This window comes from Rhodococcus oxybenzonivorans, assembly GCF_003130705.1.
Taxonomy (GTDB): Bacteria; Actinomycetota; Actinomycetes; order Mycobacteriales; family Mycobacteriaceae; genus Rhodococcus_F; species Rhodococcus_F oxybenzonivorans.
On sequence record NZ_CP021354.1, the window covers coordinates 3,021,657 to 3,048,166 of the forward strand.

Annotated in this window: 25 protein-coding genes; 4 read left to right on the forward strand and 21 right to left on the reverse strand. The window is 62.2% G+C overall.

Translation table 11 applies throughout. The annotated features are described in order from the left end of the window. Positions 1 to 2: 2 nt before the first annotated feature. Both CBI38_RS39060 and CBI38_RS39065 read right to left on the reverse strand, forming a co-directional pair. Positions 3 to 164: a hypothetical protein gene (locus tag CBI38_RS39060; protein ID WP_230990185.1), complete on the reverse strand. Its 162-nt coding sequence runs from the start codon at positions 162 to 164 to the stop codon at positions 3 to 5. Positions 165 to 218: 54 nt separating this feature from the next. After that, on the reverse strand, positions 219 to 398 hold the full coding sequence (locus CBI38_RS39065) for a transposase (protein ID WP_230990186.1): 180 nt from the start codon (positions 396 to 398) through the stop codon (positions 219 to 221). A 28-nt stretch (positions 399 to 426) separates the two neighbouring features. Here CBI38_RS39065 and CBI38_RS39070 point away from each other — a divergent pair, with 28 nt between their 5' ends. Then, positions 427 to 1,002, forward strand: coding sequence for a GNAT family N-acetyltransferase (locus CBI38_RS39070; RefSeq protein WP_230990187.1), 576 nt, complete (start codon positions 427 to 429; stop codon positions 1,000 to 1,002). Between the two features lie 623 nt (positions 1,003 to 1,625). On the opposite strand, the gene CBI38_RS14295 is transcribed toward CBI38_RS39070, so the two are convergent. After that, a complete protein-coding gene (locus CBI38_RS14295) occupies positions 1,626 to 1,808 on the reverse strand; it encodes a hypothetical protein (protein ID WP_204164926.1) in 183 nt (60 codons plus the stop codon). A 62-nt stretch (positions 1,809 to 1,870) separates the two neighbouring features. Between CBI38_RS14295 and CBI38_RS14300 the strand changes: the two genes are divergently transcribed. Further along, on the forward strand, positions 1,871 to 2,029 hold the full coding sequence (locus CBI38_RS14300) for a hypothetical protein (RefSeq protein WP_472515503.1): 159 nt from the start codon (positions 1,871 to 1,873) through the stop codon (positions 2,027 to 2,029). Between the two features lie 771 nt (positions 2,030 to 2,800). Here CBI38_RS14300 and CBI38_RS14310 read toward each other — a convergent pair. The 15 genes from CBI38_RS14310 to CBI38_RS14380 form a co-directional block, all read right to left on the reverse strand. Then, positions 2,801 to 3,874 (reverse strand): 2-oxo acid dehydrogenase subunit E2, encoded by a 1,074-nt coding sequence (locus CBI38_RS14310; protein ID WP_109329742.1) that lies wholly within the window; start codon positions 3,872 to 3,874, stop codon positions 2,801 to 2,803. An 18-nt stretch (positions 3,875 to 3,892) separates the two neighbouring features. Next, the gene (locus CBI38_RS14315; RefSeq protein ID WP_109329744.1) at positions 3,893 to 6,232 is read right to left on the reverse strand and encodes a transketolase-like TK C-terminal-containing protein; all 2,340 of its coding nucleotides are present in this window, start codon (positions 6,230 to 6,232) and stop codon (positions 3,893 to 3,895) included. Positions 6,233 to 6,707: 475 nt separating this feature from the next. Then, positions 6,708 to 8,330, reverse strand: coding sequence for an AMP-binding protein (locus CBI38_RS14320; RefSeq protein ID WP_204164927.1), 1,623 nt, complete (start codon positions 8,328 to 8,330; stop codon positions 6,708 to 6,710). A 157-nt stretch (positions 8,331 to 8,487) separates the two neighbouring features. Then, on the reverse strand, positions 8,488 to 9,591 hold the full coding sequence (locus CBI38_RS14325) for a 3,4-dihydroxy-2-butanone-4-phosphate synthase (protein WP_109329746.1): 1,104 nt from the start codon (positions 9,589 to 9,591) through the stop codon (positions 8,488 to 8,490). Between the two features lie 2 nt (positions 9,592 to 9,593). Beyond that, positions 9,594 to 10,112 (reverse strand): flavin reductase family protein, encoded by a 519-nt coding sequence (locus tag CBI38_RS14330; RefSeq protein ID WP_109329748.1) that lies wholly within the window; start codon positions 10,110 to 10,112, stop codon positions 9,594 to 9,596. 81 nt (positions 10,113 to 10,193) lie between these two features. Continuing rightward, the gene (locus CBI38_RS14335; RefSeq protein WP_109329750.1) at positions 10,194 to 10,949 is read right to left on the reverse strand and encodes a creatininase family protein; all 756 of its coding nucleotides are present in this window, start codon (positions 10,947 to 10,949) and stop codon (positions 10,194 to 10,196) included. 8 nt (positions 10,950 to 10,957) lie between these two features. Further along, positions 10,958 to 12,841 carry an AMP-dependent synthetase/ligase gene (locus tag CBI38_RS14340; protein ID WP_230990189.1) on the reverse strand — a complete coding sequence of 628 codons (1,884 nt, stop codon included), beginning with the start codon at positions 12,839 to 12,841 and terminating at the stop codon, positions 10,958 to 10,960. Positions 12,842 to 12,867: 26 nt separating this feature from the next. Further along, positions 12,868 to 14,139, reverse strand: coding sequence for an ABC transporter substrate-binding protein (locus CBI38_RS14345; RefSeq protein ID WP_109329752.1), 1,272 nt, complete (start codon positions 14,137 to 14,139; stop codon positions 12,868 to 12,870). A gap of 110 nt (positions 14,140 to 14,249) precedes the next feature. Then, on the reverse strand, positions 14,250 to 14,969 hold the full coding sequence (locus CBI38_RS14350) for an ABC transporter ATP-binding protein (RefSeq protein ID WP_162603222.1): 720 nt from the start codon (positions 14,967 to 14,969) through the stop codon (positions 14,250 to 14,252). After that, a complete protein-coding gene (locus tag CBI38_RS14355; protein WP_109335082.1) occupies positions 14,956 to 15,741 on the reverse strand; it encodes an ABC transporter ATP-binding protein in 786 nt (261 codons plus the stop codon). Before CBI38_RS14355 ends, CBI38_RS14350 begins: the two co-directional genes overlap by 14 nt. Beyond that, complete coding sequence (locus CBI38_RS14360) at positions 15,741 to 16,730, reverse strand: branched-chain amino acid ABC transporter permease (protein WP_109329756.1); 990 nt, start codon at positions 16,728 to 16,730, stop codon at positions 15,741 to 15,743. The genes CBI38_RS14355 and CBI38_RS14360 overlap by 1 nt, the downstream gene beginning before the upstream one ends. Beyond that, complete coding sequence (locus tag CBI38_RS14365) at positions 16,727 to 17,593, reverse strand: branched-chain amino acid ABC transporter permease (RefSeq protein WP_162603223.1); 867 nt, start codon at positions 17,591 to 17,593, stop codon at positions 16,727 to 16,729. The genes CBI38_RS14360 and CBI38_RS14365 overlap by 4 nt, the downstream gene beginning before the upstream one ends. 10 nt (positions 17,594 to 17,603) lie before the next feature. Further along, positions 17,604 to 18,398 (reverse strand): enoyl-CoA hydratase/isomerase family protein, encoded by a 795-nt coding sequence (locus CBI38_RS14370; protein WP_109329760.1) that lies wholly within the window; start codon positions 18,396 to 18,398, stop codon positions 17,604 to 17,606. Between the two features lie 3 nt (positions 18,399 to 18,401). Further along, positions 18,402 to 19,268, reverse strand: coding sequence for an enoyl-CoA hydratase/isomerase family protein (locus CBI38_RS14375; RefSeq protein WP_109329762.1), 867 nt, complete (start codon positions 19,266 to 19,268; stop codon positions 18,402 to 18,404). Then, complete coding sequence (locus tag CBI38_RS14380) at positions 19,265 to 20,488, reverse strand: LLM class flavin-dependent oxidoreductase (RefSeq protein WP_335743622.1); 1,224 nt, start codon at positions 20,486 to 20,488, stop codon at positions 19,265 to 19,267. Before CBI38_RS14380 ends, CBI38_RS14375 begins: the two co-directional genes overlap by 4 nt. Positions 20,489 to 20,811: 323 nt before the next feature. Between CBI38_RS14380 and CBI38_RS14385 the strand changes: the two genes are divergently transcribed. Together CBI38_RS14385 and CBI38_RS14390 are read left to right on the forward strand one after the other, a co-directional pair. Next, the gene (locus CBI38_RS14385; protein ID WP_109329766.1) at positions 20,812 to 21,399 is read left to right on the forward strand and encodes a TetR/AcrR family transcriptional regulator; all 588 of its coding nucleotides are present in this window, start codon (positions 20,812 to 20,814) and stop codon (positions 21,397 to 21,399) included. 349 nt (positions 21,400 to 21,748) lie between these two features. After that, on the forward strand, positions 21,749 to 22,102 hold the full coding sequence (locus CBI38_RS14390; RefSeq protein ID WP_109335083.1) for a VOC family protein: 354 nt from the start codon (positions 21,749 to 21,751) through the stop codon (positions 22,100 to 22,102). A 34-nt stretch (positions 22,103 to 22,136) separates the two neighbouring features. Here the strand turns inward: CBI38_RS14390 and fdhD are convergent, their stop codons facing one another. The 3 genes from fdhD to CBI38_RS14405 all read right to left on the reverse strand — a co-directional run bounded on the left by fdhD (position 22,137) and on the right by CBI38_RS14405 (position 26,263). Further along, positions 22,137 to 22,964, reverse strand: coding sequence for a formate dehydrogenase accessory sulfurtransferase FdhD (fdhD, locus tag CBI38_RS14395; protein ID WP_109329768.1), 828 nt, complete (start codon positions 22,962 to 22,964; stop codon positions 22,137 to 22,139). Further along, positions 22,964 to 25,267 carry an FdhF/YdeP family oxidoreductase gene (locus CBI38_RS14400; protein ID WP_109329770.1) on the reverse strand — a complete coding sequence of 768 codons (2,304 nt, stop codon included), beginning with the start codon at positions 25,265 to 25,267 and terminating at the stop codon, positions 22,964 to 22,966. Before CBI38_RS14400 ends, fdhD begins: the two co-directional genes overlap by 1 nt. 81 nt (positions 25,268 to 25,348) lie before the next feature. Then, a complete protein-coding gene (locus CBI38_RS14405) occupies positions 25,349 to 26,263 on the reverse strand; it encodes a LysR family transcriptional regulator (RefSeq protein WP_109329772.1) in 915 nt (304 codons plus the stop codon). Positions 26,264 to 26,510 lie beyond the last annotated feature (247 nt).

A 26,510-nucleotide genomic window follows, 5' to 3' on the forward strand; every position in this document is an offset into this window, starting at 1 on the left:
GGTCATGCGGCTCGAGGTGTGGATTCGTGTAATTCGATCCAGTCCCCTGTGTGGCGGGTGACGTTCGTGGCGTGCTGATGGGCGCGAGCGATGGTCGAGTCCACCGACACCGCCCAGTCGATCATTCCGGAGGCGTCGGCCGCGGTCAGAAGCCGTTCGAGCACTCGATCCCAGGTGCCGTCACCGGCAAGCCGCCGATGCCAGGTCCAGATTGTCTGTCAGGGGCCGAACACCTGCGGAACGTCGCGCCAGGCGATCCCGCACCGATACCGGTAGATGATGTCCTCGGCGATCGACCGGGCATCGGCGAACGGACGACCACGCCGACCCGTACGGGCCGGCAACAGCTCCGCGATCGCATCCCATTGTTCATCCGACAACACCTGAAACCGAGTCACCCGAACATCATCGTGCACCACGCTTCACATGTTTGTCAGACGCGCCCTAGGCCAGTTCACACCCCCCAGGACGGCTCGCCCCCATCGGCGCCATCGCCGAGAACTTCGAATTCCTCGGATACGCTGTCGTTGGCGCATTCGCTATCACCTGGACAGCCACGCTGGTACTGACCCATCGCCAGGTCACCCCGCACCATGCACCGGTGAACCGGGCTGTCCCATAAATCTTCCCACCCGACCCGGCGCTGGATTGCTATGCCCTGGAAGAGATGAACCGTGCCAACCGCACCGTCCATACCGGAGATGGAAATGCAATGGTGACGGATATGTCCGAATTCGTCGCCCGGACTCGTCCGGGTCCGTTCTGGTCCCGCTCCGGAGCTGGGCGCCTACCGGGGGATCCGTCACCGCGGGCTGGACCGAGATCAGCGCTGTATGCACTGCACCTGAGGCGCGCGGCCGTGGCCACGCCGCCCGTCCCGTTCGGACCCTTATGGACCGAATCTCCGCCCGCGGGGAACGTGCCTTCTTGCACGTGGTCCCAGCAATACCGGTGCAATTCGTCTCTACACGAATCAGGGGTTCCGGCCCCGTTATGAGGTGACTTTCCGTGGATTTCGGGTTCCCTGACGATACGCCAGGCCAGTGCGGTCGGATTTGGGGTCCGTCTCTACAGGGCGTTCGCGGGACGCCCATCCTCGGGCGACCATCTTCAGGGCGTATCGACAGCACCGTAAGTCGATGCATCCGATGAAATACGGAGCAGTCAAGTTGACATAATATGTGTTGTCGTCAATCGAAAACTATTGTGGTGCAATAACATAGAGACGGAATGTAACGGATGCGCCTCGAACGCCGACCTCCCGGGATGAGACTCTCGCGAATTGCCCGGCGCGCCTTGTCGGTGGTGGCCCTATGTAGCGCCGCTTCGATGTGGTCCGCACGACGGCCTTGGCCGACGTCACCGATGTCACAGTGCTCCCGGGATTGAGCAACGGCCCCGCTTCCTACGGATCCGGCTGCACGTATCTCGTGGTGGCGAGGACCTCCACTCCGACAGAGCGAAGCGTGTCGATCGTGGACTACAACCGTGCCTCGACATTCTTCCCCCAGGAACTGATCTGGGACACCATCGATCCGTACTACAACTCACCGGTCATCCTCGGCCACGCGTTCTCGCTCTGGACCCCGGTCAGCTCGCGAACGAACACCGCGGCATCAGCCCGGTTAGCGGCGACCGGGTCGAATGCCATGGTCCTCACAGACCTGCAGGAACTCCGCCAGCCCGCGCGCATACGCGTCGATCGTCCGCGGTGCTCGACCCAGATCGACCCACACTCGCAACCAGCCTGCCGCGTGCTCGTGCCTGCCGCGCACCGGCCACTTCTCCTCCAGCACCACCGTTCCCAAGCCTGCCTCCCAGTTCCGTGGTTTCCTTGGCCCAGATCGTTCCAGCCTCGTTCTGATTCCACGTGATCAATAAGGCCGCGGCCCTGAAGTGTGTGTACCTGGCCATCATGAGCCTCGACCCCACAGGCACCGCCCGCCAGCGCTGGTCCAACCGATGGAAGGCAGCACTGAACGCCTTCGAGATCACCTTCGACGGACGTCTGTCCACCGGACGAAAGTAGCTACATTCCAAACAGTTACATCGTTAACTGGACAGTCCCTAGCTCTCGGCGTCGCTTGGTCCCATCAGACCGTGATGTGCGATGTGAGAAGTAGATGGATCGGAGCGTGGTGGCGGTCTGGGGGTCGCAGTCCGGCATTGAGAGGGCATCGGCAAGAACCTCGAGGTATCGCGCCGCTGTCATACCGTATCGGACGAAAATCTCTTCCGTGGGCACCTTTCCGTAGGGTGCCCATGCCTGTGCGAAACGTATGAGATCAACGCTTTCGTCTGGTAACTGGCGGTGTCGCGCTCGACGCAGTTTCTCGGACATTCGAGCGCGGCGCTGGCGGCGGTAGGCGCTCAGCTGGTCGGTGAGGGAATCTGAGGACATGGACGTGTGGTTTCCGGTGGTAGTGCTGCGTTCGGGATACTCCGAACGGCTATTCGATTTCGTTTGTTTGGACATGATCGTTTGGAGAACTCGGTGCTCGCTCCGCTCAACTGCAGATTGTCGGTGGTGTGGCGTCCAACTTGTGCTGGCAGAGTGCGATGATGTGTTGCCGGTCCGATGGATCCAGGCGTGGGCTCGGGGGCGTCAGAAGGAGTGTGAGGAGTCTCCGATAGTAAACCTTTGGATGCAGTCCGAACTCCGGCAAGATGTACTCGTCGAAGTCGGGGAAATTGTCGTTGAGGGCAACTATCGGTGCCCACCGTAGGGCGAATTCGACGAGTCTTTGATCGTCACTGGTGCGGTGTCCGGGCATAGAACCTGGGACGTGTGCTGGCGCATTCACTGCAGGTCCGAGGGGAGAAATCCGCCTTCGAGGACGCGACGGACGGCGGCGAGGTAGCCGGCAGCGTCGGCGCCGTCGACGATGCGGTGGTCGTATGACAGTGAGAGGTACGCCATCGACCGGACGCTGATCTGGAGTGCGCCGCCCTCGCCGCGCGTGGGGACGACGCGTTCGACGACGGTTCCGATGCCGAGGATGGCCGATTGCGGCTGGTTGATGATCGGGGTGTCGAACAGGGCTCCGCGGCTGCCGGTGTTGGTGATGGTGAACGTGCCGCCGGAGAGGTCGTCGGGCCGGATCGTCCCGTCCCGCACGCTGTCCGCGACGACGGCGATTGCATTCGCGAGCTCAGGAATTCGCAATGCTCCTGCGTCGCGGATGACGGGAACCATCAGTCCCTTGTCGCTGTCGACGGCCATGCCTAGGTGCACCGCCCCGTGGTACGTCACCTCGGTGCAGTCGGCGTTCAGGGACGAATTGATCACGGGATGCTCGGCGAGCGCTTTGACGGCGGCGGTGACGAAGAACGGCAGAAAAGACAGCTTCACCCCGGTGCGGCGCAGGAACGCATCTTTCTCCCGGAGACGCAGACGTGCGATGCCGGTGACGTCGACTTCGACGATCGTGGTCAATTGCGCTGATGTCTGCAGGGATTCGAGCATGCGCTTTGCGATGGTTCGCCGAATGCGGGGCAGCTTCTCCACCCGGTCACCTGCGGAAGGCGGTGAAGCTGGAGGGGGAGCCGGGTTCGATAGGGATGTGGGTGCAGGCCCCTCTGGAGCGGCAGCGGGCGCCGGCGTGTCCTGGGGATCGCTGCACTGTGGGCCGAGGATGGCCATTGCCGCCCCGACCTCGACGACAGTGTCTTCCGGGGCGACAATTTCGAGGAGGGTGCCTGCGGCAGGGGAGGGGACCTCGGTGTCGACTTTGTCGGTGGCCACCTCGAGCAGCGGCTCTCCGGCCTCGACTCGGTCCCCGCGGGCCTTGAGCCAGCGGGTGATCGTGGCTTCGGTGACGTTCTCACCGAGCGACGGCAACACCACGGTGGTGTCTGTCTGTGTCGTGGTCATTCGTGATGTCTCTCTGGGTCAGTCGGTGAGGTCGAGGGCGGCGCGGACGATGTTGTCGGTGTCGATGCCGTGGTAGCGGTAGACGTCGTCGAGGGAGCCGACCTGCCCGAACTTGCTGACGCCGAGCGCCGCGCCGGGGACGTTGTTGATCCCGGTCAGGAATGCGAGGGTGTGCGGGTGGCCGTCGAGGACGGTTACCATCGGTGCCGCCCGGTCGGCGGGGAACACCTGGTCGAGGATCCACGACGGGCCGTCGGCGAGTCCACGGCGGGCCTGCACCGCCTCGAACAACAACCCGGGACTGGTCACGCACACGGCGTCGGCGGCAATCCCCTGCTCGGCCAGCCGGTCGGCGGCGGTGAGGGTTTCGGTGATCATGGCGCCCATGCCGACCAGGGTGACCGCCGGGTTGTCGGTGTGGCGGAGGGTGTAGGCGCCGGCGACGACCTGACGGCGGCGACGTTCTCGCGCAGCGGGATCGGTGGGGACGGCGGCGAGGGTCTGATCGACGGGGCGGGTCGACAGGCGCAGGTACGACGAGGAGCCGTCGGGGCGGCCCAGGCGAGAGATGCTGTCGAGCAAGGTCCACTCCAGGTCGATCGCGAACGCTGGTTCGTAACTCACACACCCGGGTTGTTCGAGGCCGATCGACGGGGTCTTGATCGACTGATGCGCCCCACCCTCCGCGGCCAGGGTCACCCCGGACGGGGTGCCGACCAGGATCGACTGCCCGCCCGCGTAGATGCCGTACGACCAGGGTTCGAGGGCGCGTTCGACGAACGGGTCGTACATCACCCCGATCGGGAACAGCGGCTGCCCCCACCGGCTCCACGTCGCGCCGAGCTCGCCCATCAGCCCGACCAGGTTCGTCTCGGCGATGCCGAGTTCCATGTGCTGCCCGGTGGGCTTTTCCCGCCAGTGCATGATCGTCTCGGCGTCGTCGTCGAACCAGTTGCGCCGCTCGTTCGGCGACCACACCCCCACCTTGTTCAGCCAGCCGGCCAGGTTGGTGGTGGAGCTGACATCGGGGCTGACGGTGACGACCCTCTTCGCGGCGTCCGGGGCTTGGCGGCTCAGGTCGAGCAACGCCCGGCCGAGTGCGGCCTGCGTCGTCGATGTGCCGGACGGCGTGCGGCCGATGTCGGCCGGTACCGCGGGCGGGGTTGCCAGTTCGACGGGATCGCGGGCGAGCCATTCGGCGGAGGCGGCGCAGACGCGGCCTGCGGTGCTGTCGGTGTCGAACCGGGCCCATGGGTTCTTCGAGTCCATGCCCAGTTCGGTGGCGAGTTGTTCGTACTGTTCGACGGTCAGCAGCGAGGAGTGGTTCTGCGGATGCCCCTGCGTCGGCAGGCCGCGGCCCTTGATCGTGTAGGCGATGATCACCGTCGGACGGGTGTCGTCGATCTGCGCGTACGCGGCGCGCAGGGCGTCCAGGTCGTGACCACCGAGATTGCGAATGGCGCGCAGGACAGTGTCGTCGTCAAGACCGGCGATCAGGGCGGCGATCTCCATCGCATCTGGACCGCGGCCGGGCAGCCGGTCCCGCACCTGCTCGGCCGTGCAGCGCAGCAGCCGCTGGTACTCGGGATTGGGCATGTCCAGGATTCGGGTGCGCAGCGCCGACCCACCCGGTCGGCTGAACAGTGATTCGAGCAGGGTCCCGAATTTCACGGTGAGCACCTGCCAGCCGGCGGCAGCAAACATCGCCTCGAGTCGGCCGGCGGCGATGTTCGGGACCACCCGGTCCAGGGACTGCCGGTTCAGGTCGACGATCCACACAATCTCCCCGAGTTCGGCGACGGAGTGATCGAGGATCGCCTCCCACACCGCGCCCTCATCTAACTCCGCGTCCCCGACTAGCGAATACTGCCGGCCCGTCCCGGCACCGCCGAGATGGGTGTCGACGAAGCGGCGGGCGATGGCACCCCAAATCGGCGCCGTCGCCCCGATCCCGACCGACCCGGTCGAGTAGTCCACCGGATCAGGATCTTTCGACCTGCTCGGGTACGACTGCAACCCACCGAACTCCCGCAACGTCGTCAGATACTTCTCGTCCAGCTCGCCTAGCAGGTAGTTGATGCCGTGTAGCACCGGAGAGGCATGCGGCTTGACCGACACCCGGTCACCGGGACGGAGCTGCTCGAACCAGAGCGAGGTCATAATGGTCACGATCGACGCACACGACGCCTGGTGACCACCGACCTTCAGCCCCGTGGGGTTGGGGCGAATCCGGTTCGCGTGGTGGATCATCGCGGTCGACAGCCACAACACGCGTCGCTCGATCTCCACGAGCGCCTCGGGGGGTCGGGGAGGGAGCGGTGTTGATGCCGGTGTCGACTGTGTTCGTGCCCTGCATATGATTGCGTCCTTGCCTATGAGTTCGTGGGACCGACTGAACTGCGGCCAGACACAGGTCGTGAGCGGTCGGTCGGTGATGTCAGCGGGCGGCTCTGGTGAGAGCCCGACGCCGCGGTCGGTGAATCCGCCTGCTGAAGAGGAAGTCCCGTGTGCAGAACTCGCCTATAGTTGAGCATCGGCATGTATTTTGTGCAACACCCATCGCAAGACTTCAGCATTTTGCGCACCAGTGCGCCTACAACCTCGCTGGGGGGTTAGCACAATGCCCAAGCACGACCACCATTTTTCGGCGATCTCCGCGCCGCGGCGACGTGATTACTGCGCTCTCCGATAGACGCCGGAAGTGCTCTGGTGCAGGCATTCTGCGAAGCAGTCACGGTGCAAACGGTGGTCGGCCCGAGGAATAGCCTTTCGGCACCGGACATGCCCCGGCGCGGCGGCGGGCGCCACCGCCAGTGCAACAGCTCGACAGTTCTCAGCCGTTGATCATGTTGTGCCGTGAACTCCACTCCGCATCACGCAGTTCGTTCTTGCGGATCTTTCCTGTTGACGTTCTGGGAAGGTCGTCGACGAACTCGACCGATCTGGGTGCCTTGTATGACGCGATCCGCGACTTCACGTGTGCGATGACCTCGGCCTCGTCGATGTGCGCTCCATTGCCAGTCATCACGAACGCTTTTGGCCGTTCGCCCCACTTGTCATCAGGTACCCCCACGACGGCGGCTTCGAGTATCGCCGGATGCGACAGAATTGCCTGCTCTACTTCGATCGTCGAAATATTTTCTCCCCCGGAGATCACCACGTCCTTCGCACGGTCGAGAAGTTGCACGTATCCGTCGGGATGCATGACGCCCAGGTCACCTGAGTGGAACCAGCCACCCTCGGTTGCCTTCCGCGTCCCGTCCTCGTCGTCGTAATAGCCTTTCATCACGGTATTGCCGCGCATGACGATCTCGCCCATCTCTGTGCCGTCTGCGGCCACGTCGGTCAACTCGCCCGCCGGTGAAAGCCTGGGACGCACAACCCGCAGCCGCTGGGCAGTGATCATGCCGACACCCTGGCGCGCCATGAGTTTCGCGTGGTCCTCGACATCCACCTCGTCCCACTCGGGCTTGGGTTCACAGACCGAGTAGGGTCCGTAGGTTTCAGTGAGGCCGTAGATGTGCACTATCGATGCGCCAAGAGCGCGGATCCCGGCGATGATGGTGGGGCTGGGCGGTGCACCTCCACTGCTGATGGTTAACGGTGTCGTGAGGGGATGGGCCTGCTCAGCGTTAGCCAGGAGGGTCAGAACTGTCGGTGCTCCGTTGAGGTGGGTAATCTGGTGCTCGTCGATCAGCGACCACATGCTGTCGGCGCGCACCGCCCGGTAGCAGACGTGTGTACCGAGCGCGGCAGTGACCGCCCAGGTCGTGCACCATCCGTTGCAATGGAACATCGGCAGAGTCCACAGATACTTGGTGGTCTTGTCAAAGCCTGCATGTAAGATTTCGCCGAGCGAGTTGAGGTAGGCGCCGCGATGGGAGTACATGACTCCTTTAGGGCGGCCCGTGGTGCCGGATGTGTAGTTGATTGCCAGCGTACGGTTTTCGTCGTCAATCTCCCAGCGTAGATCATCGCCCTGGCCGCGTGTCAGCAGCGAGTCATAGCTGTGAAGTTCGTTAGATGCGGTGAAAAGACCTTCCACCGTTGGTAGTTCGATCCACTCGTCGACGGTGGAGAAATCGAGTCCGGCGTGGAGCAGCGGCTTCAGTAGCTCGATCTCGCCGAAGAGCAGGTGCACACCAGAATGCCCGCAGATGTATTCGATCTCGGCCGCTGACAAGCGTGTGTTGATCGCAACGAGTACCCCGCGCGCGAGCGGGACGGCGTAATGGGCGATGAGCAGCTCGGCGGAGTTGGTGGCCAGATATGCGACGCGTTCGCCATCCGTAATACCGGAAGCGCGGAGCGCTTTCGCGAGGGACTGTACCGAGGCACCGAATTCACGGTAGGTCCATCGACGCTCGCCGTCGATGATTGCGATTTTGTCGGGCATGACCTCGACTGCACGTTCGAGGAAGCGAATGGGTGTCAAAGGAACGTCGAGACCGGTCACGGATCCTCCAGTTGAGGCAGCGCTTCATCCGAAGCGCTGGGCGGGTCGGGTTGCGAGTTGGCGGTACCGACTACGTCGGTACCTCGAGGGGAAGTGGAGTTTCAGCGGCGTCAAGTTCGCGCCCACGGTTTTGGTCCCCTGCCCCGGTTGGAGGCAGTCAGAGCGAGGCGGCGATCTTGTAGGCCGGATTGCGGACAGTCGGCGTCAGGTCGAGCGCGCGGGCCGATGTCGGGTGCTGATCACCCGGCCATCCGGACACGATGACCGTGGTGAATCCGAGGTGGGTGAGGATGGAACTGATGGATCCCTGTGCGAGTTCGTGTCCCTGAACCGTGTACTGGTTGGCGGGCCGCGGGTTCGACCGCAAGTAGACGATGATCCCCCCTTCTGCGGCGATTCGGGTACGACGGGTCTCGAACTCCTGTCGGCACCCGCAGTCGGGTGCGAGTGGATCGCGGTGCGAACATTCGAAGACGATGTACACCGTCGGAGCTGCCGCAGGCGTCGTCGAACCGATGAAGGCTGTGTGGTGGGCACCGGTCAGTTCGTCGTCGAAGTCGACTACGCGCATGCACCTGTCAGGAAGGTCCACAATCCGTGTAGCCGTCTGGCGAACCCGCCCAACGTGGCCGTCGCCGTGGTGTAGGCGGTAGTGCACCACATCCTGGACCTGCACCGCTGGAACGCTGTGAACCTGGGCGAAGGCCGCGAGTTCCGTGCCCTGCAGCAGGGTTCCATCATCACCCAGCAACGTGGCCGTCAGCGCTACCGGCGAAAGTCCGGCGATTTCGCACAGGTCGACCGCCGCTTCCGCGCTGTTTCGGCGCTCGAGCACTCCACGTGAAGCCGTTCTCAACGGCAGGACGTGTCCCGGCCGCGTCAGATCCACTGGGCGGGTCTGCGGGCTGGCGAGCACGCGAGCGGTCCGCGACCGGTCTGTCGCACTGATACCGGTTCCGACGCCGGCAACGGCGTCGACCCCTACACCGAAGGCCGGAGTTGTCGTGCTGGAGCCGTTGCCCCTCACCATTGCGGGCAGTTCCAGCTCGTCTGCCCGGGTCGAACGCATCGCCGCACACAACAGCCCGGAGGTGTATCGAACTGCCCAGGCGGTCCACCGTGGGCCGGCTAGGGCGGCAGGAATCAGCACATCGGCGACCTCCTGATCGTCAGCTCCACTGACGATCAGTGCCGGCCTTCCGGTGGCCAACGCGTTTGTCGCGGATTCGATTCTCTTTTTCACATCGCAGACGTCGGTCATCGCTATCCCTCACCGATCACGAGGGTGCGGAAACGGCTGTCATGAAAGACAAGGGGTTGCGCTGTCTCATTTACCGCGGTGCTGTTGACCTCCAGAATTACAACATCGTGGTCCCCTGCGGGGATCGACGTCGAAATCCTGCAATCGAGCCATGCTGCGGCGTCGGCTAGGAATACTGCAGTGGATTCGCCTGCGAACCAGGAGATCCCGGCGAACCGGTCGACGTTCTTGGCCGCGATCTGGCGACTCGCCGCTTCGTGCGTCGATGCCAGGACCGAAATACCTAGACGGCCGTCCTTGGACAGAGTCGGCCACGTCGTCGAAGTGTGCTGCACGCAGATCGATACCAACGCCGGGTCCATGGACACTGGTGTGAACGAGGTAGCTACGATTCCCATCGGTCGTCCCTCCTGGAGCGCGCATACTGCCGCGACGCCAGTCGGATACTGCCCATACAGTCGGCGGAGCCTGGTGGTATCCCGTTCCGAGTCACCCGTCTTTACTGGATCGAAAATCATCATGGCGTACCGCCTTGGCTGAGAGATGAATTGGATTTATCGGCGTCGGATGATCGCGTTGGGGTTGCTCGTATTTCGTGCATGTCACGCACCCCTGGCACGCGCATGCTGGACAATGAGTGAGGTGACGGCGTCGAGGCATACCGTCCCGATGGATGCAGACGCGCCTGCAGGGTCTCCCAGGATTCCGTTGGGGGATATCGAATGGATGCCCTCCCGGAAGGCACGATCGAGGAGTCCCTTGTCAACCAAGCCCGAGTATCCGCGGGCAAAGCGTTCGACGCGAACCTTGTCGGGATGAAGTGCGAGCATCACGGAGGTTTCTGCGACGTCAGCATGCCCACCGACGTTGCCGCCCAGGGAGGCCACGTCCTCGGCGGCCCAGCGCCAGGCGTCCAGAATCGCTTCACTGTCGGTGAAGACGATGACCGACAGTGGTGCCAATTTGTCCGCCAGACGTAACTCGAAGTCGCGCATGACCGGGTAGTTGCCGATGTGGCCCGAGAACACGACAATCCGCTCGAAACCGGACGCAGCCAGGTGCGCGCTGTAATCTTCACAGATCGCCTCGAGAGTCGATGCGCGGAGGGACAGTGTGCCGGGGAATCCGAGGTGATGCGGCGAGTACCCGACACGAACGGTCGGCAGGACGAGCGCACCTCCGAGGTCGCGCGCGACCCGCACTGCAAGCGCGTCGGCGTGGTCAGCGTCCATCGACAGCGGTAGATGCCGGCCGTGCTGTTCGACTGCACCGAGGGGCAGAATCGCGGTGCGGGCCCCACCTGCGATTGCGTCACCGATCTCGGCACTCGTCATGTACTCGATCCGAAGTTCGTTCATGGTGGCACCTACTTGCGATCCGGCCTGGCAAATCGGGCCTGGCGGGCAATCTCGTCCTGCTCGCCTGCGTCGTACATCTCGTCGACGAGATGGGTGAAGGAGGCGAGGATGTTAGAGCGTCGGATGGTGGCTTTGGCCGTCAGCTCTCCCGCTGCCGCTGACAACGCCCGCGGCAGAACCCGGAACTTCTTCAATTGCAACGGGCGGGCGAGTTCGGAGTTGACCTCGTCGATCCATCGGGTCAGAGCAGCATCGCGGGCATCCCGAGTCATTGCCTGCACCTCGTCGCTGACGCTGAGCAGTACGGTGAGGTACTTGCGGCCTTCGCCCACAACGATCGCCTCGTCGATAAGCGGACTCGCTTTGAGCCGTACCTCTATCGGCTGCGGGCTGACGCTCTTGCCGCCACTGGTTTTGAGGACATCCTTCATTCGCCCGATGATCTTCACCTCGCCATCGGAGCTCTGCTCGACAAGATCGCCTGTGCGGTACCACCCCTCCTCCAGCGCCGAGGCCGTCGCCTCCGGATTGTTCCAGTAGCCGTCGAAGAGACATGGGCTGCGCACCTGCAACTCGCCTTCGTGGGATACACGGACAACCCACCGGGGATCGGGCATGGCCTTTCCGATGGTTCCCGGCGCTGGAAAGGCGCGATCCCACTGGGCGATCACGGAGCCGCACGTTTCCGTTGTACCGAAAAGCTCGCGAAGATCGAGACCCCACATATGCCAGAGCGCGGTTACGTCGGGGGCCATGCTCCCGGAGGCTGTCCAGCTCACCTTGATGCGATCCATGCCGACTTTCGCCCGCAGTGGCAGGAACACGTATTTCAGGCACACGCCGTAGAGGACTTCGAGGTACCTTGGCACCTGTTGCCCACGCCAGCGTAAATCGCTGACCCTGCGCGCGACCTTCATCGCAATCGAGTATCCGAAGCGGAGAGCTCTGCCGGACTCGGCAAGCGCCTGCAGTACTTCGCTGGCGAGCTTCTCGTGCATCCTCGGCGGCCACAGGACAGCAGTTGGCCGCACCCCACAGAGCGCTTCGACCCGTTGATCCATGGTGCAGTAGGTGACGACGAGCCTGGTCATTATCGGCGCGAAGACTCCGATCAGAGCCGGCGCAACATGTGAAAGTCCGAGGAATCCCACGAGGTCGTGCCGGGACCTGCCGATCTCGGGGTAGGACATTGCGAAACCAAGTACCGAGTACTGGAGTGTGCGGTGCGTGTGCCTCACGCCCTTCGGCGCTCCAGTGGATCCTGAGGTGTAAAACAGGGCCGCCAGCTGGTCGATGTCGCCCGCTTCGACAAGAAGCGAGAACAGTTCCGGCTCAGCCACAGCCCGGGCGCTCCCGACGGCGCGTAAAGACTCCCACCGTACTGCTTTGACGGTTTCCGGAAAGTCTGCCGGTTCGGCATCGAAACTGACAGTTGCACGTAAGTGCGGCAACTTGGGAGCGACCGCAGCTACTTTCGCGATATCGGACCTGCCCTCGGCGAAGATCGCGGTCGCGCCGCTGCTCTCGAGCGCGTGCTCTACCTCAGGGGTCGAGCTTGTGGGGTATACCCCGACGGGAACGCCACCCGCACTCAGGATCCCGAGTGCCGCCACAACCCACTCTCGGCGGGTGGAAGACATGATGGCCACCCGGTCGCCCGGCGCCACCCCGAGATCATGGAGGCCCAGTGCGGTCGCCCGCACTTCGTCTAGATACTCGCTCCAGCTGGTCGGGCGTGCAGCGCCGTCAACCCAGCTGCAGAATGCGACCGTGTCCGGTTCGCGCTCGGCGCGGTCGCACAACATCTGCGCGAAGGTGCGATCCACGGCCTCGAATCCCGAGACGCTGCGCAGTACCGGTATTCCATCCCTGCCGCCCTCACGCGAACTCATTGAAACAGTGTTCTCCATCTCCATGGTCACTGCAATTCCTCAGCTAAGTCGTTGATTTCGGTGCCCGTGTAACGCTTGACTACCTGCCACTTCCCGTCGACTACCTGATAAATCCCGTAGTCGGGCACCGCAGTGTTCGTCGAGTTGAAATTGACGGGACCGCTGGCACCGTGATAGTCGATCGTTTCATCTCTCGCCAGGAGATCCAGGCCTTCATCCAGGGAGAACACCGGAGTGCCGCCGGACTCAGTCACGTTGTGAAGGTTCTCGGCAATCGCCGTGCCGGTGGCCTCGCCGCCGGCCGCCATCGCCAAGAGTCCCGAAACGATCGCATCGTATGCCATGGCCGCCGTGGGCTGCTGAGCGATGGCCGCACCTTGCTCGACGCCATACTCCTCGACCAGCACATCGCGCATCCCCGCGACGGACGGCGAGTCTGCCGCGACCGCGGACTGACCGTACGCGCCTTCGAGGTATTGCGCCCCAACCTCGTCGAGCAGCACGGGGAAGGTCAACTCTGCGATAAATGCCCATTTGCCAGGTAACCCCGACCGCGCCCACTCGCGCACGATCGGTACAGCAGGCTCCACGGAGCCGGCGAGGAACACCATATCGGGTTGAGGCTCAAAGGCGCTGCGCACCTCCGGCAGATAGGAACTCTGTCCGCCGTTGAAAGCGACCTTCGCCACCACCTTGCCACCGAGCTTCGTGTAATAATCCTCCAACCAGCTCGACGTGCTTCGCGCTGAGTCGGAGTTTTCGTAGAGTATGGACAGGGTCTTGATGCCGTTGTCCCAGATGTTTTTAGCGACCGCCAGGCCATCGAAAGTGTCCGGACCAATAGTGCGGAAGGTGTAGGGATTGGCCTGGTCGTCGTACTCGACGATGCCGGAGTACGGAGACGCGATCGCAACCTCGCTGCGTTCTGCCTGGCTGAGCGTCGCCATGAACGTCGATGACGTCGGACCCACGATGAATTGCGCGTCGTCTTTATTGATGAGCTTGGTGACGGCGCGGACTCCATCCTCGGCGTTGAACTTCTCGTCCTCGCTCACAACCTCGAGGGTCGTCCCATTGATGCCGCCGCGCTTGTTGACATGGTTCACTACTGCTCGGGTGATCGAATCGACAGGCCCGCCGAAGACCGCCGCTTCGCCTGATAGCGGCGCGGCCACACCGATCACCGTGGTTCCGCCCGACGCCCCTCCACCGTTGCCGCAACCTGTGAGCACTGCCCCCGTCGCCATGACGACGCATGCGACCGATACCTTGCCTGCTGTTGTTCTGAGTACTTTCATCGCTCAATCTCCTGTGAACTACTGCTTTGGGGGGGTCGGACTTTCTCTGGTAGAAGCGAGGAGAGTGAAGCCTGCTTCTCTTCTGCGATTGCGGTAGGCATGCGTGCTGCTCACGCCTGTGGGATTCGAGCACCCAGGAACATCTCGGCGAAGCCCGGATCAGCTAGCAGCTGCGGCCCGTTTGCCTCGTGATGAATTTGGCCCGATTCCATGAGAAATACGCGTTCGCACAGTGGCAGGATCTGGCTGGGATGCTCCTCGATAATCCATAAGACGCCGGTCCCGCTGCGCTCGATGACGCAGATCTGCTCGATGAGCGAATCGACAATCTGGGGCGCAAGACCGGTAGTGGGTTCGTCGAGAATCAACAGCCGTGGTCGCATGAGCAGCGAGGAGGCGATTGCGAGCTGCTGGCGTTGTCCGCCGGAGAGCGTTCCGGATCGCTGCTTTCGGCGCTCTGCGAGGATCGGAAACAGTTCGAACACCTCGTCCACGCGATCATGAGGCAATCGCATCGCGCGGGTGACAACTTCCAGATTGTCCTCGACGGATAGTGCACCGAAAACGTTGCGCAGCTGAGGTGTATATCCGAGGCCACGGCGTGCGCGCTCGCGGGCGGACATCCCATCGAGGGGCTCGCCACCAAGTCTGACGCTCCCGCCGCGTGCATCGACCACCCCGGCGATGGTCTGCACGAGGGTTGTCTTGCCGGCTCCATTAGGGCCAATGATGGCTGTAATCGATCCTTCTTCTGCGGCAAGAGAAATGCCCCGGATGATGTTGTTTCGACCGTAGCCGCTGGTGAGGTTTTCGACATTAAGCAGTGGCACGGCGTACTCCCAGATAGGTTTCGACAACTAGGGGGTCGCGGATGACGTCCGCCGGTGGGCCGCTTGCAATGACATGGCCGTCGTGCATGACGTACAGCGCATCGGAGATTGCGTTCATGAAGGACATGTTGTGCTCGATGACGAGCACCGTGACACCCTCTACATCGCGCAGCTGACGCACTGTCGCAGATAAGCGGTCTTGATCGTCGGGGTTGAGGCCCGAGGACGGCTCGTCGAGCATCAACAGCGACGGCGGTTCCATGAGCAGCCGGGCGATCTGCAGTAGGCGGCCTTGGCCGATCGACAGATCTCCCGCCCGGACGTTCGCCAATTCGACCAAACCCAGGCGATCAAGCAGAATCCATGCACGGTCGACCAAGCTGCGCTCACTCGCCGAGATCGCGCGCGGAGACGTGAAGAGGCGTGAGAGGCGCTCGCCTGGCACAGTGCGCACAGAGGTGAGCAAATTCTGCACGACTGACATGTCAGTGAAGTCAGCAGTGTTCTGGAACGTGCGCTTCAGACCCATCCGCGCAAGTTGATGCGTCGGAGCCCCTGTCACGACACGCCCGTCGAACACGACCGTCCCTGCATCAGGCTTCAGGAAACCGGAGACTGCATTGAACAGCGTGGTTTTGCCGGAGCCGTTTGGCCCAATGAGTCCTGTAACCTTGCCCCTGCTAACGGTCATATCGACACCGTCGAGCGCCCGGAGCTGACCGAAGCTCTTCACAACGCCCTTCACTTCGAGCAAGGGATTCGGTGCAGTCATCAGCGACCACCTGCCACAGAAGTCGCCAACACAGCAGGTGTCACGGAGGGGGAGCGTGGTGGCGGGTAGACGGACAGTCGCGGCCGGAAGAGGCCACCCGGCCAGAACAGGAGAATCACAATGAGGACCAAACCTTGCAGTGCGTCCTGAAGGCTGGCCAGCAGCTCCGGTGTAATAAAGTCCACTTGAATGTATGTGAGGCCCTCCCGCAGGCCCAACAGAACAACCGCACCAAGAATCGCGCCGACATTGCTGCCTGTCCCGCCGATAATCAGAGCAATGAAGACCGTGAAGGTGATATTCACGTTGAAGAAAGTCGGAGTAAGGATCGACAGATACCACACATACATCACCCCGGCCAGACCCATGAAGAACGCCGCAAAGACGAAAGCTTTGAGCTTTACCGCGTATACGTTCACCCCGAGCGAACGTGCCACTGCTTCGTTCTGGTTGATCGCGAGCAGACTTCGGCCGAACGCCGACCGAGTCACCCGCCGGAAGAGCAAGAAGCTGATTCCTAGAACAACCACAACGATCGCAGCGACGAACAACACCTGCGCTCGACCCGGGACGATATCGAGGCTGGGCACCGGCGCATTCAGCAGCCCGCGCGCCCCATTGGCGATCGCCGGCTGGTTGATGAACAACTGGCGGATCACCTCGGCAAGCGCAAGCGAGACAACGGCGAGGTACTCCCCACCGACCTTCAGCAGGCCGCTTCCGACAACGAACGCGAGCAGAGCTGACACAAGACCACCAATGATTGCGCCCGCCCACCACGGCAAACCGAGCCCGAGAAGGTATGTGTATGACCCGGACGGTGCCGGCAGAACGGTGAGTGCGTAGGCATAGGCGCCGACACCGAAGAATGCCGCCACACCGAAATTCACCATCCCGCCAACGCCGAACTGAAGGTTCAGTGCCAGGGCTGCGACGGCGTAGATCCCCATTAGAGTGATCAGTCCGCCAAGAATCAGCAGAGTGCTCATGCGACACGCTCCTTCGGCCCGCTGAAAAGGCCCTCAGGCCGGATGAACACGACCAAGGCGATTACCGCGAACACAACCATCTGGGTGTATTCGGACGGAATGACAAGGGTCGCGAGACTTGACGTAAGACCGACGAGGACTGCCGCGAGCATCACGCCATAGATACTGCCGAGCCCGCCGATGATTGCGGCGGCGGAGATGATCAACACCTGATCCCAGCCAAGCTCAGGGTAAATGCGTGCGGTCAAGGCGATGAGCGTTCCCGCCAGCGCAGTCAGCGCACTCGCTACCGCCCAGGTGATGTATTGCAGATAAGTGGTGTTGACACCGCGAATCTGAGCCAGTGCCTGATTGTTGGCCATCGCGCGCAACGCCCGTCCGCTGTAGGACTTCGACAGCCAAAAGTGCAGTGCCATGACCACCAGAGCGGCAATGACGATTACAGCGACCTGATCGATTCCAGCCACGGCAATCCCACCGATACGGAAGGTCTCTTGAAGAGGGACGTCGAGTGTCTTTACTCCGTATCCCGTGAAGACCTCGATCATCGCGTGAATGAAGAACGCGAGACCGACAGATGCGATCATGGGGATATAGTGCGGACGCCCGCGCATCGGCCAGAAGATCAGCCGAGCTGATACGACGCCCGCCACCGTCGTGACCGCGATCGCCGCGAGACACGAGACTATCCAGTGAAACCCGAGCAGCACGTTGAACCCGTACGCGCTGAACCCACTGAGTACGATCAGCTGGGGCAGCGCGATATTCAGGAAGCCCTCCACCCGGCGCACCAATTCGAAGCCCACGGTCGCGAGCAGCAGAACCGCACCGCTGACCAGGCCCGCAACGAGGACGGCTAACATGACTCCACCCTCATCCCTGACCTCCTCGAGTGCGACTGCCGTTCCAGCTATCTCGTAGTCCACGGGCGACGGGGTCATCGAAGTACTCGGCGGCAGACCCAAGTGTGCGATGCAGGGAGACCTCGTCGCGAGAGTCGTCGGAATCGTTGACACTGCGTTTCAATGCGCTGTAGAGCACCGGTGCCTTGGCCCCGGCCTCGCGCGCCGATACGACAGCCGCAGCGACAAGCTCTGCGGGGTCCGCGAGGACATCGACGAGACCGATTTCCAATGCGGTTTCAGCATCGAATAGTTCCCCCGACAACAGCAGTCGCTTCGCGGTACGTGCTCCGAGTAGTCGGGCGGCACGCTGAATACCCTTATCGGCCGGTAGGAGGCCGTTATTGATCTCTGGGAATCCAAAACGCGCACCGTGGACGGCCAGCACAGTATCGGCGAACAGAGCAATCTCCATGCCACCGCCCACACAGTGACCATTGATCGCGCTGATCACCGGTCGCGGGTATCTGTCCATTGCTACAAGTAGCGTGTGAAACTCCCGCATCCGGGCGTCCAACTCTTGTTGGGGTGCTTGTTCGAGTTCCTTTATATCGCCTCCGGCGCAGAAGAATCGTTCTCCCTGGCCTGTGAGGACGACCGGGGGTGCTTCACGCATCTCGGTGAGGTCGGCAAACAGCGCCGCAAGATTGCGAATGGCTGATCGGTTCAGTGCGTTTGCCGGCGGCCGGTCCAAGGTGACGACAAGGACACCCGTAAAGTCCGCGGCCGTGAACCCGGCGGTTTGTGTGGTCTCAGGCCCTCTCATGCTTCACCCGGCAACTTCTTGCGTCGCCGGGGAACCAACGACGAGGTGGTCATCGCGGCGGACGGAGGGAAATTGGGCCGGTCGCCCTTCGCGGAAGGCTTGTCGGGCCTCGGCGTAGTCTGCGCCGGCGAAGTTGAGGGTTTCCAACGCAGCCGACAATTCCTGCTGCGGAAGGGCGTTGGTCAGCCAACCAGAGTTCAGTGAACGCTTCGTCCAGCGGATTGCCTGCTGCGAGCCCTGGGCAAGGTCATCGGCGATCGCCAAGGCGCGTTCGAGCACGGCGCCTTTCGGTTCAGTGAGGCTCACCAAGCCGATCCGCTCGGCCTCCGCACCGGTCAGGCTTGCTGACGTCAGCTGGTAGTACTTAGTTTTGGCCATGCCGACCAGCAGCGGCCAGATCAGGGAAGAATGGTCGCCGGCAACCACCCCGATGCGGGTATGGCCGTCCAGAAGCAAGGCGTCTTCAGCAGCTACGCTGATATCCGCGAGCAATGCCATCGACAAACCCCAGCCCACCGCTGGTCCGTTGATCGCGGAGATGAGAGGCTTGTCCATGTTCAGGAGGGTCGTAATCCGCCGCCGCTCATCCTCCATGAGTTCGATCGCGTCATCCAGAGTAGGGTCTGGTTCGCGTACGTCCATGCCCGTGCAGAAACCGCGGCCGGCGCCGGTGATGACAGCCACACGCGTGTGGGGGTCTCGGTCGACGTCCTCCCAGATTTCGGACAGATGCTTGAACATCGGCAGCGTCAGGGAGTTGAGTCGCTCGGGACGATTGATGGTGATGAGGAGTACCCCGTTCGGCTTGCGCTCGATCAAGATCTCCTTCGGGTATCGGCTGAAAATGTCATCCGTGGCCAATGTGCTCATCGTGCTTCTCCTACCTCGACACTGTTTCCGGTTGTTTCTTTCTGTGCACTTTCGAACGCTTCGACCTCGGCGTAGTGGGCCGGCCGGGCGGCGCGAATGTCGTCCAGAACCGCGGCAGGGGTGCGCACCACAGCGCGGGGGTTCTTGAACTTGGGGATTACGTACTTGCCGAAAAGTTCGATCGACTTCATCAATTCCCTGTGGGGGAGCCCGTCGATGCGCATAACGAGCGAGTCGGCACCCAAGTCGGCGAACCGCTGTACCTGGGCGACACAGTCGTCGGGATCGCCCACGATGAAGCCAGAGGAGTCCTCGAACATGTAGCGCTCATCGTTGAAGTCCAGATGCTTGACGGCTCCCATGTACTGGTAGTCATCGGAGAGTTTCGAGAGGCGTTGGTACGCGTCGGTCGAGAGCGCGACCGATTCAGTGAGGCTTCTCGCCCATTTGACGGCTTCGTCGCGTGTTTCTGCGCAATGCATACCGCCGCCGACTGCAACGAGCTTCTGTGCCTGAACTGGGTAGGTGTGCGTCGCGCCGTCGCGAGCGTCATCGTAGATACGCAGCATATTCTCGAGGAATTCGAAGCCTAGGTAGAAGCCTCCGACGATCGCGCCGACGCCGAGCTCCGCCGCAGTTCGAACAGACTCGGGACTCCCGGTCGCCATGTGGATCGGAGGATAGGGAGTCTGAATTCCTCTGGGTACGAGGCTTCGTGGTGGGATCTTGTAGTGCTCGCCCACAAAGGAGAAGACGTCGTTGTGCAGCGCGCGGCGAATGACTTCGAGCCCCTCGATCTGCTGGGCCTTGTTTTCCGTCGGTGAAACCTCAAAGGCCCGCAGTGCAAGGGTGGTGTTGCCTCGGCCGACACCGAGTTCCACACGGCCGTTGGACAGAATGTCCTCGGTGGCCAGCCTCTCGGCGACCCGAAGCGCGTGGTTGATGCGTGTGGGCAACAGGGTCACCAGGTGCACGAACCGAATGCGTGAGGTCAGCGCCATCAGGTACGGATAGAGGACCTCTGGCGCGGACGTCGTCGCCGTGCCAATCGCCACATGCTGCTCAGAGGTGCCGAACGCATCAAAACCCACCTCTTCGGCGAGGAGGACCTCGTCGACGAGCTCCCGGTAACGGTGCTCGTGGGTATGCCCCGGGGGCGTTTCGCCCTCGCTCATGAAGATGAATCGCATGGCCACAACCTTTCGTGTGTGAATGCGCATTAACGTGAATGAGCATTAACGTAGAACGAGAGTGTGAGCTTGTCAACACTCGGCGGACATTTGGGCGCTTTCACTCGCCACGGCTCGCAACATGCCTGGCCAGGCGCACAAGTGTGCGGTCGCGCGGGGAGTGTGGGCCCGCAGCTAACACCGACAGGTGTCCGATTGCTGTCCGATTGTGTTAATGCGTGTTACTATTAGTCGCATGGAGCTGATCAAGGTGGATGCGAGCGACGCTTGCAGGCGGTGTGCCACTCGGCATGTGCTGATTTCAGATTTCTCGGGCTGCCCCGTTGCTGTTGTGAACCATGAAGGCTGACCAGATGCCATCAGCCGCGCCAACGGTTCGCCGGTCACGCCGGGAGCTGCTGCTGGAAGTCGCCGCCGATCTGTTCCTGCACAAACCCTACGACTCGGTTACGGTCGAGATGATCTGCGCGAAGGCAGGAATCTCCGCTCCCGGGCTCTATCGTCACTTCCAGAACAAGCAGGCCCTCCTCATCGCAGTGGTGGAGAATCCGTTGGAGTTTCTCCATCAGTCCGCCCGGGCGACGGTGGAGTCGGAACCCGATCCGCGTGCTGCGCTGGACGCCATGGTCGAATTCCACATCAGGTCGGTCCTGTCTGCGGCTCCGACAACGCTGATTTTCCTCAAGAACGAGCACGCGTTTCCCGAAACGGATCGCCGGCGCATTCGACGAGCGATGAATATGTACGCCGAGGAGTGGATTTCGACAGTGTCGCTGCTGCGGCCAGAGTTGTCGGATCCGGAGGTACGCCTGCTTACGCAGGCGGTGTTCTCGATGTTGAATACCGTACCCACCCTCAACAAAGGGCTTGACCAGGAGTCGATCGTCAAGACGATGTCAACTGCGGCGGTCCAGGCATTGACCTCTCCTCGGGCCGAGTGAGGTCGGACCTGCCGGATCGATCAGGCGCCTACTTGACGTTGCGATGGCAGCCGGTACTGGCTTGTAAGTAGACCCCGTTCAATCGGATATCCTGATTGAACGGGGATTGGCGTTTGATCGTCGACGATCGAGCGAAGGCGACTTCCGCCTGTGTCGGTCGCACCAGTCTCGGCGTCGAATCTTCAAATTTGCTGTTGCACAGTCGAATACTTCAGACCGCGCGATCCTCAATGCGACACGTGGAACGGAACAGTGACGCCGGCCAGGGTGTCGCGCAATGACAGGATCCGCGCCCTTCGGTGCGGAAGTGCCTGGCCGGTCCCGCAACCCGAATCTCAGGGAGGCTCAATTGAGCGAGCATAATGTGCGAATGATCGTCCTGTCGACCGACAACTTGGACGAATCGGTCCGGTTTTACTGCGAGACCCTGGGAATGCCGTTGAAGTTCCGCGACGGGGACCACTTCGCGGCCCTAGATGGAGGGACTATCACCGTCGCGTTGGCGACTGCGGTGGACCATCCCATGCCCGGGCAAGTTGTCGTCGGCATAAGGACCGCCGACGTCGACAGTGCGGCGAAGGCCGTGGAAGCCAACGGCGGTGGCATTGTGGGAGGCCCGTATGACCACGGACACGAACGCCGTGCAGTGGTCTACGACAATAACGGCAACGGCTTGGTCTTCTACAGCCCGCTGACCCGATAACACAGGACTGTCGGGGCCCGCGCATTCCATGTGGTCAGCCCTGCATTACGCGATGCGTGTGGGTGTAGAGGTTCATGTTCTGGCCGCGAAGAAACCCCACGAGTGTCAGTCCTGTTTCGTCTGCGAGGTCGACAGCGAGTGACGACGGCGCGGAGACTGCGGCAAGTATGGGTATGCCTGCCATTGCGGCTTTTTGGGCGAGTTCGAACGAGGCGCGACCGCTGACCATGAGGATGCTGCCCCGGCAGGGGATGCGGTGTTGAGCGATTGCCCAGCCGACGACTTTGTCTACGGCATTGTGTCGGCCGATGTCTTCGCGGAGGACGAGTAACTGCCCGTACTGATCGAAAAGTGCGGCTGCATGTAAGCCACCGGTGCTGTGGAATACTTTCTGCGACTGGCGTAGCCGGTCGGGCAGTGTCGCCAGAACATCGACATGCACCGTGGTGGTGTCCTCGGCTGGGGAATGGACCGTCGCGAGGCGAACGGCGTCGAGCGATGCTTTCCCACATACTCCACATGAGGAGGTTGTGTAGAAGTTGCGTTCGACACCGGATTGGGGTGGGGGGATGCCCACGGTGAGGGTGATGTCGAGGACGTTGTAGGTGTTGAGGCCGTTGTCGTCCACTCCGTCGCAGTAGCGGGCCGAAGCGACGTCGTCAACGCTGCTGATGACTCCTTCGGTGAGGAGGAAGCCGTGCGCGAGTTCGACATCGTGGCCTGGGGTGCGCATGGTGACCGCGAGCGGGGAGCCTCCGACACGGATTTCGAGTGGTTCCTCGACGACGAGTGTGTCGGGCCGAGTGGTGGAGTTCGGTCCACGCACGCGCACGATGGAGCGACGGGTAGTGATGCGTCCCATCAGGGTCGGTGCTCGAGCCGAATCAGGATGGCTTTGCTGACGGGCGTGTTGGATTTGTCTGCGACGTGGTCGAGGGGAATGAGGGGATTGGTTTCGGGGTAGTAGGCGGCGGCGTTGCCGACAGGCGTGGGGTAGGCGACGAGTCGGAAGTTGTCGGCTCGTCGTTCTTCGATGTTCCCGCTCCGGTTCTTCCATTCGGAAATCAAGTCGACGTGGTCGCCGTCTCGGTATCCGAGTTTTTCGATGTCGCGGGTGTTGACGAACAGAACTCGCCGGCCGCCTTTGACGCCGCGGTAGCGGTCGTCGAGACCGTAGATGGTGGTGTTGTACTGGTCGTGACTTCGCATGGTCTGCAACATGAGTCGGCCAGGCGGGACAGGTAGCCACACGAGGTCGTTGACGGCAAAGTTCGCTTTACCGGTCTCCGTCTGGAACGTGCGTGAGTCTCGCGGCGGGTGGGGGAGTCCGAACCCCTCTTTCTGTCGGACCTTGGTATTGAAGCCGTCGAAGCCGGGCACGACGCGCGAGATCGCATCCCGGATGAGGTCGTAATCGGCGGTGAACGATGTCCACGGCACGGGATGGCCGGGGCCGAACAGCATCTCGGCGATGCCGCAGACGATGGCAACTTCGGAGCGCATGTGAATGCTCGACGGGGTAAGACTTCCGCGGGAACGGTGGACCATCGACATCGAATCCTCGACGGTCACGAACTGCTTGCCAGTCGCCTGGACGTCTTTGTCGGTACGGCCGAGCGACGGCAGAATGAGTGCGGTGCGGCCGTGAACGAGATGGCTGCGGTTGAGTTTCGTGGACACCTGGACGGTCAGCGAACAGTTCCGGAGGGCGGCCTCTGTGACGTCGGTGTCGGGTGTGGCGGACACGAAGTTGCCGCCCATTGCCATGAACACCGAGGCTCGCCGTTCGCGCATGGCGCGGATGGAGTCGACGGCGTCGAGCCCGTGTTCTCGTGGTGAGGTGATGCCGAATTCGGTGTCGAGGGCGGCGAGGAACGATTCTGGCATCTTCTCCCAGATGCCCATGGTGCGGTCGCCTTGGACGTTGGAGTGCCCGCGGACGGGGCATACCCCGGCTCCGGGTTTACCGATCATGCCGCGCATCAGCAGCAGGTTCACGGCTTCTTCGATCGTGGCAACACCGTGTGTTTGCTGGGTCAGTCCCATCGCCCAGCAGATGATGGTGGCGTTCGACTCGATCAGGGCCTGCGCTGTGTCGTGGAGTTGTTCGATTGTCAGGCCGGTGGCGTCGACGACCGTGCCGAGATCGACTCTGCGGATGTGATCGAGCCAAGCGTCGAACCCCGCGGTGTGGCGGTCGATGAAGCGTCGGTCGAGGACGGTGCCTGGTGCGGCGTCCTCGGCGGCGACGAGCAGTTTGGCCAGCCCCTGGAAGAGGGCCATGTCGCCGCCGATGCGGATCTGCAGGAAATCGTCGGAGATCGCGGCTCCATCGCCGATGACACCATGAACCTTCTGTGGGTCTTTGAACCGCAGCAGTCCGGCTTCGGGAAGCGGGTTGATGGCGATAACCCGGGCGCCGTTGGATCTGGCTTTTTCGAGTGTGGAGAGCATGCGTGGATGGTTGGTGCCCGGGTTCTGGCCGGCGATGAGAATGAGGTCGGCGTTCTCGATATCCGGAACGGATACGGATCCTTTGCCGATGCCGATCGAGGCGGTCAGTGCGCTGCCGGACGATTCGTGACACATGTTCGAACAGTCGGGCATGTTGTTGGTGCCGAAGGAGCGAATTAGTAACTGGTAGAGGAACGCCGCTTCATTGGACGTTCGGCCAGAGGTGTAGAAGATCGCCTCATGTGGGCTACCCAGCGCGTTCAGTTCGTCTGCGATGATGCGGTTCGCATCATCCCATTCGATTGGTTCGTAGTGTGTGGCGCCTGGGCGTAGGACCATGGGGTGCGTGAGACGTCCCTGCTGTCCGAGCCAGTACTCGGTGCGGCCGAGGAGATCGTCAATGGAGTGTGCGGCGAAGAAGGCTGGGCCGACGGTCCGCTTGGTGGCTTCTTCGGCGACGGCCTTGGCGCCGTTCTCGCAGAATTCGGCGTGCTTGCGGTGGCCGGGTGTTTCCGGCCAGGCGCAGCCGGGACAGTCGAAGCCTTTGCGCTGATTGAGTTTGGCGAGAGTGGCAGCGGTGCGCGTAGCACCCATCTGTGACATGCCGCGTTGAAGTGATACGAGCACCGCCGGTACGCCTGCGGCGTACTGCTTGTTCTTCGTCACGACGATGCTGTTCTCGTCGTATTCGTAGTCGTCTCGACGAGCCATCAGCAGTGCAGCCTTCCCCAGGTTTACAGACAGTCGGTCGAGGATGCACCACGGATATGGGTTGTGTCCAAGATACCCGTCCTACTGGTCGATAGGCGTCGCCGATGATGTCTGGTCGAGGACCGAAGCCGTCGCTTCGAGAGCCTGAACGAGGAGGGATGACGGGCCTTCTGCGCGGGTGATCAACCCGACCACTGGAGCTGTGCGACCTTCGATGAGTGGAGTGGACCGGAGGCCGGGTGGTTCACCGAATACTTTGAACCACACCTGAGGCACCACTGCAGCCCACTGCCCGGTCTTGACGTGGGCATAGAGGGAAGCGATGGAATCGGTTTCGACTTGTGCGGTGTGGACTGCTCCGTCGTCGGCGAAATAATCGTCGAGGATGCGCCTGCCGCGCATGATCGACGGCAATGTGCACATCGGCAACGTCGACGCTTCGCTCCAGGAGATGTCGGCGCGGCGCGGGAGGGCCGGATCGTCGGCGGTCAAGAGTGCGTATCGCTCGCGATAGAGCGGGAAAGTGTGGTAGTGCCGGGCGATGTCGTCGTCGAGGTAAGTGATGCCGCCGTCGAGCTCGAAGCGATCGAGCCGAGCTGTGATTTCGCTCGAGGACAGGTCTTCGGCGAGACGAACCGTGATGAGGGGATGCCGCAGACACAGTGGGCTCGACAGGTCGGCGACTGTCGCGGATGCGGTGGGAATGACCCCTATTCGGAGGGTGCCGGTGACGCCCGACCGTAGGCTGGCGGCCTCGTGTAGGAGTGATTCCTGGTTGGCGAGAATTCTCTGAGCCCAACGTACGATCTGCTCGCCCTCCACTGTGAGGCCTTCGAACTTGCGGCCTCGAACGATCAGCGGCAGATCGAGTTCGATCTCCAGTTTGCGGATCGCCTCCGACAAAGCCGGTTGAGAGACAGCACATGCATCCGCTGCGCGAGTGAAGTGCTTCTCACGCGAGAGAACGACGAGGTACTCGAGCTGCCGGAACTGCACAGCATAATCTTCTCATCCCGTCTCGCTCCCCGGAGGAGGCGGCGAACGTTTGCGGCTCGACAGCCGAGTATCGGATGTGTTGTTTGGTGCCAAGGTCACCTCTCTCGCATCGCTGGCCAGGGTCTAGGCCAGGTCCGTTCTGGCCGTTTCGTGGATCGTGGTGAGGCCTCCCCAGGCGACTGCAACGGGACCAGACGGTCGGTATCGATGATTCGGATCAACACAATTGCCCCGACTCGGTGGCAGG

Coding starts and splice junctions, on each gene's coding strand:
- CBI38_RS39070 (WP_230990187.1), top strand. CDS start 427: ATGTTTGTCAGACGCGCCCTAGGCCAGTTCACACCCCCCAGGACGGCT.
- CBI38_RS14310 (WP_109329742.1), bottom strand. CDS start 3,874: ATGACCACGACACAGACAGACACCACCGTGGTGTTGCCGTCGCTCGGT.
- CBI38_RS14325 (WP_109329746.1), bottom strand. CDS start 9,591: ATGACCGACGTCTGCGATGTGAAAAAGAGAATCGAATCCGCGACAAAC.
- CBI38_RS14330 (WP_109329748.1), bottom strand. CDS start 10,112: ATGATGATTTTCGATCCAGTAAAGACGGGTGACTCGGAACGGGATACC.
- CBI38_RS14335 (WP_109329750.1), bottom strand. CDS start 10,949: ATGAACGAACTTCGGATCGAGTACATGACGAGTGCCGAGATCGGTGAC.
- CBI38_RS14340 (WP_230990189.1), bottom strand. CDS start 12,841: ATGAGTTCGCGTGAGGGCGGCAGGGATGGAATACCGGTACTGCGCAGC.
- CBI38_RS14345 (WP_109329752.1), bottom strand. CDS start 14,139: ATGAAAGTACTCAGAACAACAGCAGGCAAGGTATCGGTCGCATGCGTC.
- CBI38_RS14355 (WP_109335082.1), bottom strand. CDS start 15,741: ATGACTGCACCGAATCCCTTGCTCGAAGTGAAGGGCGTTGTGAAGAGC.
- CBI38_RS14360 (WP_109329756.1), bottom strand. CDS start 16,730: ATGAGCACTCTGCTGATTCTTGGCGGACTGATCACTCTAATGGGGATC.
- CBI38_RS14365 (WP_162603223.1), bottom strand. CDS start 17,593: ATGTTAGCCGTCCTCGTTGCGGGCCTGGTCAGCGGTGCGGTTCTGCTG.
- CBI38_RS14370 (WP_109329760.1), bottom strand. CDS start 18,398: ATGAGAGGGCCTGAGACCACACAAACCGCCGGGTTCACGGCCGCGGAC.
- CBI38_RS14375 (WP_109329762.1), bottom strand. CDS start 19,268: ATGAGCACATTGGCCACGGATGACATTTTCAGCCGATACCCGAAGGAG.
- CBI38_RS14380 (WP_335743622.1), bottom strand. CDS start 20,488: ATGCGCATTCACACACGAAAGGTTGTGGCCATGCGATTCATCTTCATG.
- CBI38_RS14385 (WP_109329766.1), top strand. CDS start 20,812: ATGCCATCAGCCGCGCCAACGGTTCGCCGGTCACGCCGGGAGCTGCTG.
- fdhD (WP_109329768.1), bottom strand. CDS start 22,964: ATGGGACGCATCACTACCCGTCGCTCCATCGTGCGCGTGCGTGGACCG.
- CBI38_RS14400 (WP_109329770.1), bottom strand. CDS start 25,267: ATGGCTCGTCGAGACGACTACGAATACGACGAGAACAGCATCGTCGTG.